We start from the raw sequence: 1,233 nt of genomic DNA on the forward strand, positions 1-1,233 counted from the left end.
CAACATTTTTCAAAACATCAAAATTTTTTTTAGGACTCATCATTAAAACAGTTGTAAATTTGTTAAAACCTTTTTCTTTTGCATATTTTGCAGATTTTTCAAGCCTAATATCGTGGCAGATAGTACATCTATATCCTCTTTCTGGCTCATTTTCATATCCTTTTACAGCATTAAACCAGTTTTCTATATCGTACTCTCCCTTTTCACAAGGAATATTCAAATCGTTGCAAACTCTTTTAGTTTCTATCCATCTAAGTTCATATTCTTCTTCAGGATGGATATTTGGGTCGTAAAAATATCCTTCAAGATAGGCATCCAGATATTCTTCTTTTAACTTTCTTAAAGCCCAGACAGCGTCAACTCCGCAACATATGTGAACAAGTATTTTATCCATTTTATTTACCTCATAATTTTTTGTTAATTTTAACAATTGAACTTCACAGATTTATTAGATAAATTATTCTAACCGAAAACAAATTAAAGATTAATTTCAAGGTGGGATAATGTCAAAAGATTTTACACATTTACATTTACACAGCCATTATTCACTACTGGACGGTGCTATAAAAATACCTGAGCTTGCCAAAAAAGCAAAAGAGTATGGATATAAAGCAGTAGCCCTGACAGACCACGGAAATATTTTCGGTGCTATTGAGTTTTATCAGGAAATGAAAAAAGTAGGTGTAAAGCCTATTATCGGAATGGAAGCCTACTTTACAAATAATAGATTTGAGAAGAAAGGAGAAGGGTCTGACAGCATATTAGCAGATAAGAATTACCATCTTATACTTCATGCAAAAGATAAAACAGGATTTAAAAACTTGATGAAACTTTCTTCCTTAGCATATACGGAGGGATTTTATTATAAACCCAGAATAGACTGGGAGCTTTTAGAAAAGTACCATGAAGGTCTTATCTGTCAAACTGCTTGTTTAAAAGGATTTATTCCACACCTCCTTTCAAAAGGAAAGTTTGACGAGGCTTATGAATACGGTAAAAGATTAAAAGATATATTTGGAGAAGATTTATATTTTGAAATTCAGATAAATGGACTTGAAGAGCAGGAAATTGCAAACAAAGGAATTTTGGAACTTGCTGAAAAGCTTGATGTAAAAGTTGTCGCAACAAATGACTCTCATTACCTAAATGAAGAAGACGCAGAAGCCCACGATGTCATAAAAGCTCTCCAGATGAAAATGACCTTAAAAGAGCTAAAAGAAAAAGGTAGAGCTT

Annotated in this window: 2 protein-coding genes; one reads left to right on the forward strand and one right to left on the reverse strand. The window is 32.4% G+C overall.

Annotated elements, in window-relative coordinates; translation table 11 throughout:
• Window positions 1–394, reverse strand: a 394-nt coding sequence (locus tag HG1285_RS00880) for an epoxyqueuosine reductase QueH (RefSeq protein ID WP_008289538.1), incomplete at its 3' end; no start/stop codon positions are given.
• 109 nt (window positions 395–503) lie between these two features.
• Here HG1285_RS00880 and HG1285_RS00875 point away from each other — a divergent pair.
• Window positions 504–1,233 (forward strand): PHP domain-containing protein (locus tag HG1285_RS00875; protein WP_008289540.1); only part of this gene is annotated, 730 nt, incomplete at its 3' end.

It is taken from the genome of Hydrogenivirga sp. 128-5-R1-1 (genome assembly GCF_000171895.1).